The following is a 6,249-nucleotide window of genomic DNA, read 5'->3' on the forward strand; positions in this document are numbered from 1 at the left end:
GCCCTGCCCACCCGCACCGGCTGGCACCGCATCGACCGCCGCGTCGAGGACGACCGCTCACGGATCTACGACGCGCCCATGCCGTACGCCCAGTACTTCAGCGGCGGCCAGGCCGTGCACGGTGTCTATGGCTACGTCCACACCGGGCGCGGCTCGCACGGCTGCGTGAACCTGATGCACGACGACGCCCGGACGCTGTGGCAGCGCACCCGGAGCGGCGATCGCGTGTATGTCTGGGGCGCCCGTCCGGCCCGCCTGAAGTAGCGCCTCGGGCGGTGGCCGGAACTACTGCCCACGGCCGCCGCCGCGTTGTGACCCGCCCCACTTTCCGGAGTGGGGCGGTCCGCAGCGGGCATGTGCCGTTCTGGAGCGGCCGGGACGACAGGGGCCTCGATGATCACTTCGTGAGCGGGACATCTCACGATGCGATATATACGAGGCGACATCCGGCCGCTCGTTAAACTGAGCCGACCGCACCATGAAATGAGCGAGGAGCGCACGTGAGCCTTGTCGTGCAGAAGTACGGAGGCTCCTCCGTAGCCGATGCCGAAGGCATCAAGCGGGTCGCCAAGCGCATTGTCGAGGCCAAGAAGAACGGCAACCAGGTGGTTGCCGTGGTCTCCGCGATGGGCGACACGACGGACGAGCTGATCGATCTCGCCGAGCAGGTTTCGCCGATCCCTGCCGGTCGAGAGCTCGACATGCTGTTGACCGCGGGAGAGCGGATCTCCATGGCCCTGCTGGCCATGGCGATCAAAAACCTGGGCCACGAGGCCCAGTCGTTCACCGGCAGCCAGGCAGGTGTCATCACCGACTCGGTTCACAACAAAGCGCGCATCATCGATGTCACGCCGGGCCGGATCCGCACCTCCGTCGACGAGGGCAACATCGCCATCGTCGCCGGGTTCCAGGGTGTGAGCCAGGACAACAAGGACATCACCACGCTCGGGCGCGGCGGCAGTGACACCACGGCGGTGGCCCTCGCGGCCGCCCTCGACGCCGACGTGTGCGAGATCTACACCGATGTCGATGGCGTCTTCACCGCCGACCCGCGGGTCGTGAAGAAGGCCCGCAAGATCGACTGGATCTCCTTCGAGGACATGCTGGAGCTCGCCGCTTCCGGCTCGAAGGTGCTGCTCCACCGCTGCGTGGAGTACGCCCGTCGGTACAACATCCCGATCCACGTACGGTCGTCCTTCTCCGGACTGCCGGGCACCTGGGTCAGTAACGAACGACCGCAATCAGCGCAGTCTGCACAGGGAGCCGAGCAGGTGGAGCACGCCATCATCTCCGGAGTCGCTCACGACGTCTCCGAGGCCAAGGTCACCGTCGTCGGCGTCCCCGACAAGCCGGGCGAGGCCGCGTCGATCTTCCGCGCCATCGCGAGCGCCGAGATCAACATCGACATGATCGTGCAGAACGTATCGGCGGCCTCCACGGGCCTCACCGACATCTCCTTCACGCTCCCCAAGGCGGAGGGCAAGAAGGCCACCGCCGCCCTGGAGAAGATCAAGCCGTCGGTCGGTTACGACTCGCTGCGCTACGACGACCAGGTCGCCAAGATCTCCCTCGTCGGCGCCGGCATGAAGACCAACCCCGGTGTCACGGCGCAGTTCTTCGAGGCGCTCAGCGACGCGGGCGTGAACATCGAGCTGATCTCCACCTCGGAGATCCGTATCTCGGTCGTCACCCGCGCCGACGACGTCAAGGAAGCCGTGCAGGCCGTGCACACCTCCTTCGGCCTGGACAACGACTCCGAAGAAGCCGTGGTCTACGGGGGTACCGGCCGCTGATGACACCTGTGCCGCCGGCCCCGGGCGCCGCTTCCCACGACCGACCCACCCTGGCGGTTGTCGGGGCGACCGGGGCCGTCGGCACGGTCATGCTCTCGATCCTGTCCCAGCACGCCGACATCTGGGGCGAGATCCGGCTCATCGCCTCGCCCCGCTCGGCCGGCCGCAAGCTGCTCGTACGCGGCGTCGAGGTCGAGGTCGTCGCGCTGACGGAGGAGGCCTTCGAGGGCGTCGACGTCGCGATGTTCGACGTACCCGACGACATCTCCGCGCGCTGGGCGCCGATCGCCGCCGCCAAGGGCGCGGTGGTCGTGGACAATTCGGCCGCCTTCCGGATGGACCCGGACGTGCCGCTGGTCGTCCCCGAGGTCAATCCGCACGCCGCGCGCGTGCGTCCGCGCGGCATCGTCGCCAACCCGAACTGCACGACGCTCTCCATGATCGTCGCGATGGGCGCGCTGCACGCCGAGTTCGGGCTGCGCGAGCTGGTGGTCTCCTCGTACCAGGCGGTGAGCGGCGCCGGACTCGCCGGCATCGACGCGCTCCGCGCCCAGTTGAACCTCGTCGCGGGCACCGACCTCGGCACCAAACCGGGCGACGTGCGGCGGGCCGTAGGCGACAACACCGGCCCCTTCTCCGAGCCGATCGCGCTCAACGTCGTGCCGTGGGCCGGTTCCGCGCAGGAGGACGGCTGGTCCTCCGAGGAGCTCAAGGTCCGGGCCGAGTCCCGGAAGATCCTGGGCCTGCCCGATCTGCGGGTGAGCGTCACCTGCGTCCGCGTCCCGGTCGTCACGACCCACTCGCTGACCGTCCACGCCCGCTTCGAGAACGAGGTCACGGTGGGCCGCGCCCACGAGATCCTCTCCACGGCGCCCGGCGTCGTTCTTTTCGACAACCCCGCGGCCGGTGAGTTCCCCACGCCCGCCGACGTGGTGGGCACCGACCCGACCTGGGTCGGCCGGGTACGCCGCTCGCTCGACGACCCGACAGCGCTCGAACTCTTCGTCTGCGGGGACAACCTGCGCAAGGGCGCCGCCCTCAATACGGCACAGATCGCGGAACTTATCGCGGCCGAGTTGTCGTAATTCGCCCTTTACGCCGGATAGTTCGCGTTGAATTCCGGCGGAAGACCCTGTGTGAAGTGTGTAAGTTGTGTGTCCAACTTACTGGTCCAGGCCATGTGAACTGGGCCGTCGTCCCGTACGACGGCGCGCTCCCCGAAGCCCGCGCATTCCGTGGGATTCTCTGCAACCGGGCAGGGGTCGGGGGGCGTCTTTGCGGTCGGTCTTCCGAGCTACCGCACACTGACGGGGCATTTCGGGGCGCAGGGGAAGAAGCTGGTACGCATGACGACTTGGGGCGCATCAGCAGGGGCGCGGTTCGCGGCACCGGTGGAGCACACGGGAAATGCGTGGCCCGATGCGTACAACCCTGACGGGGGGAAGCGTGTCCAACAAGCGTGGCAGAGGTACTCGAGTTCCCGATGGCCCGCGGCGCAGCCGTGCGGCCGCAACGCGGCGGCATGCCGGTGATCGCGCCCATGCCCGCGACGCGGCCCGGCCGAATGACCGGCCGGCGCGAGGGCGCTGACGAAGCCATGGCATCCGGCACCACCGTCGACCACCTCACCGAGACCTACCGCGCGCACTACCGCTCGCTGCTCGGACTCGCCGCCCTGCTCCTCGACGACACCGCGTCCTGCGAGGACGTCGTGCAGGAGGCGTTCATCCGCGTGCACTCCGCGCGCAAGCGGGTCCGCGACCCCGAGAAGACCCTGGCCTACCTCCGCCAGACCGTCGTCAACCTCTCCCGGTCCGCACTGCGCCGCCGCATCCTCGGCCTGAAGCTGCTCTCCAAGCCGATGCCGGACATGGCCAGCGCGGAGGAGGGGGCGTACGACCAGTTGGAGCGCGACGCCCTGATCAAGGCGATGCGCGGCCTCCAGCGCCGCCAGCGCGAGGTCCTCGTGCTGCGGTACTTCGCGGACATGACGGAGGCCCAGGTCGCCGAGACCCTCGGCATCTCCCTCGGCTCGGTGAAGGCCTACGGCTCGCGCGGCATAGCGGCCCTGCGCGTCGCCATGGAGGCACCGGCATGAGCGAGTTCCACGAGCGCGATGCGGGGTCCGGCGAGCACGGGGCGTCCGGCGGGCGCGGTGCGTCTGACGGGAGCGGGGCGTCTGACGGGAGCGGTGCGGAGCACGGTGCGTACGAGCAGGGGCGCGACCGGCGTGACGGTGACCGTGACCTTGACCGCGACCTTGAGCGTGACCGCCGACGCGATCACGACGAACCGTCGGCCCCTGCCACCCCTGCCATTCCGGCCGACCTGCGGCACCTGCGTGATGCGCGGGACGCACGAGACCAGCGACACCAGCACAGCGGAAACGAAGCGGTGAACAGCGGCCCCAGTCCTCACGGCACCCCGTCCACTCCGGATGCTCCGAACACTCCGAAGACTCCGGACGCCCCTTCGGCCCCCGAGGAACTCTTCCCTCCCGCGGCCGAGGGCGAGCCCGGCGCCGACGAACTGGCCCTGCGCCGCCTCCTCCAGGGCGCCGTCCAGGACCTCGAACCCTCCGACGCCGCCCTCGACCGCCTGCGCCGAGCGGTACCCGCACGCCGGGCCCGCAAGCGCCAGGCCGTAGTCGGCGCCGCCGCCGTGGCGCTGCTCATCGGCACCGCGGTCCCCGCCCTCGTACATGTCGCCGCCTCGCCCAGCGCGAACGACGACCACCCCTCGGCGGTCGGCCACAGCTCCGAGGTGCCGGGCGGCACCGGCACCACCGAGCAGACCGGCGGCGGTGACCAGGGCCGCGACAAGCCCTCCGGCAAGGACGACACGGGCGGCAAGGGCAAGGGCGACGGCACCGGCACGGGCAAGGGCGACGGCAGCACCGAGCCCGGCACCGGCACCTCCGCCGGGGCGAACCCGACGGCCACGGAAGCCGTCACGGCCACCACCTGCGACGCCGCCCAACTCGGCAGCGCCACCGCGACCGCCGAACCTGCGGACGCCGAGGGCAAGGTGTACGGCACGTTCCGCATCGCCAACACCTCCGACGCCGAGTGCACGGTCGGCGGCGCGGGCAGCGTCGTCTTCGCCGCCCAGGGCGCGGCGGACCCGGCGAAGATCAACGTCGTGGACCACTCCTCGGGCGACGCCGCCAACCGCCTGCCCGACCCGGCGACCGGACCGATCTCCCTGGTCCTCAAGCCGGGCATGGCCTACGAGGTCCGCTTCGCCTGGGTGCCGTCCGAGAACTGCCCCGGCCCCGGCGCCTCCCCGGACCCGACACCCACGGGCGACGGCGCCAGCGGCGGCACGGAGCAGAGCGGCACACAGACCCAACTCGGCGGCGCCGAAGGCCCCTCCGACGGCACCGTCTCGGTCACGCACACGGCAGAACCAGGCGCCCCCAGCGCGGCCACCACGATCGCCGGCTGCGCGGGCACGATCTACCGAACAGGCATCCTCGCGGCGTCCTGAGCCTGCGGGTGCGTGGGTAGATAGGTGGGGCCGGGGCTGCTGAGGGCTGAGGTCCGGGGCCGGCTGGAGCGCTACGCTCCGGCCTTCTCCTCGGTTACGGACTCCTCGGTTACGGACGCGGCCGCCCCTTCATCCGGCGGCGGTACGAGCCCCAGCTCGGCGTCCTTCGCGAACTCCACCTCGCGGCGGAACAGCCGGAACCACATGAACAGCACGAACCCGGCGAAGATGAACCACTCCCCGGTGTACCCGAGGTTCTGGAACGCCTTCAGGTCGAGTCCGCTGCCCTGCGGCGCGCTCGGCGGTACGACCGCCATCCCGTCGGTGGCGCGGTCGACGGTGACCCAGGCGTCGTACACCTCGTACGGCACCAGGTTCACCAGGGACGCCGCGCTGATCATGCCCAACTGGCCGTCGGGCAGCCCGCCGGCCTTGTGCACGCCGTCGGTGCCGGAGTTCTCCGAGGCCTGCAGGGCGCCGGTCACCGTGACCTCGCCGGACGGCACCTCGGGAGCCTTCCCCTTGGCGGCCGTGCCGGGCAGCCACCCGCGCACCACGGGCAGCGTCTTGCCTCCGTCGGTCTTCAGCAGACCGAGTACGTAGAACCCCTGCTTGCCGTCCAACTCCCGTTCGGGCACGAGGAGTTGGCGTTCCCAGCGGCCGGTCGCGGTGGCCCGCTCGCCGGAGGTCTCCTTGTCGACGGGCAGCAACTCGGCCAGCGGCCGCGCCGGCCCCTTGCCCGCCTCAGCGGTGTGCTTCTCGGCCGCCTGATGGTTCTCCACCCGGTCCTCGAACCGCCCGAGCTGCCAGGACCCCATGAACACGCAGAAGGGGATGGCCAGCACCAGGAAGAGGTTGATCCCCCACCATCGCGGAGTCAGCAGAAACCGATACACGCCTACCACCGTACGGTGCGCCCCCACGCCATCCCTTTCTGGGTACCGGTTGGGGGGACGGGGATGGGGAT

The 6,249-nt window shown here is 70.3% G+C and carries 7 protein-coding genes; 5 read left to right on the top strand and 2 right to left on the bottom strand.

The features are described 5' to 3' along the window. From GUY60_RS32415 to GUY60_RS32430, 4 genes are all read left to right on the top strand, one after another. A partial coding sequence (locus GUY60_RS32415) for a L,D-transpeptidase (protein ID WP_161704401.1) occupies positions 1-264 on the top strand: 264 nt, incomplete at its 5' end. Positions 265-500: 236 nt separating this feature from the next. After that, positions 501-1,793: an aspartate kinase gene (locus GUY60_RS32420; RefSeq protein WP_161704403.1), complete on the top strand. Its 1,293-nt coding sequence runs from the start codon at positions 501-503 to the stop codon at positions 1,791-1,793. After that, entirely contained in the window at positions 1,793-2,878 is a 1,086-nt protein-coding gene (locus GUY60_RS32425) for an aspartate-semialdehyde dehydrogenase (protein WP_161704405.1), read from the top strand. The genes GUY60_RS32420 and GUY60_RS32425 overlap by 1 nt, the downstream gene beginning before the upstream one ends. Before the next feature lie 437 nt (positions 2,879-3,315). After that, positions 3,316-3,891 (top strand): SigE family RNA polymerase sigma factor, encoded by a 576-nt coding sequence (locus GUY60_RS32430; protein ID WP_161704409.1) that lies wholly within the window; start codon positions 3,316-3,318, stop codon positions 3,889-3,891. On the opposite strand, the gene GUY60_RS38340 is transcribed toward GUY60_RS32430, so the two are convergent. Next, positions 3,837-4,166: a hypothetical protein gene (locus GUY60_RS38340; protein ID WP_187370182.1), complete on the bottom strand. Its 330-nt coding sequence runs from the start codon at positions 4,164-4,166 to the stop codon at positions 3,837-3,839. The genes GUY60_RS32430 and GUY60_RS38340 overlap by 55 nt on opposite strands. A 21-nt stretch (positions 4,167-4,187) precedes the next feature. Between GUY60_RS38340 and GUY60_RS32435 the strand changes: the two genes are divergently transcribed. Next, complete coding sequence (locus tag GUY60_RS32435) at positions 4,188-5,282, top strand: hypothetical protein (RefSeq protein ID WP_312866505.1); 1,095 nt, start codon at positions 4,188-4,190, stop codon at positions 5,280-5,282. A 71-nt stretch (positions 5,283-5,353) separates the two neighbouring features. Here GUY60_RS32435 and GUY60_RS32440 read toward each other — a convergent pair whose 3' ends face one another. After that, on the bottom strand, positions 5,354-6,178 hold the full coding sequence (locus GUY60_RS32440; protein WP_161704407.1) for an SURF1 family protein: 825 nt from the start codon (positions 6,176-6,178) through the stop codon (positions 5,354-5,356). Positions 6,179-6,249: the final 71 nt, after the last annotated feature.

Source organism: Streptomyces boluensis (genome assembly GCF_009908195.1).
Taxonomy (GTDB): Bacteria; Actinomycetota; Actinomycetes; order Streptomycetales; family Streptomycetaceae; genus Streptomyces; species Streptomyces boluensis.

What these genes read in the sequence shown, in the direction of transcription:
- GUY60_RS32425 (WP_161704405.1), top strand. Translation starts at nt 1,793, where the DNA reads ATGACACCTGTGCCGCCGGCCCCGGGCGCCGCTTCCCACGACCGACCC.
- GUY60_RS32430 (WP_161704409.1), top strand. Translation starts at nt 3,316, where the DNA reads ATGCCGGTGATCGCGCCCATGCCCGCGACGCGGCCCGGCCGAATGACC.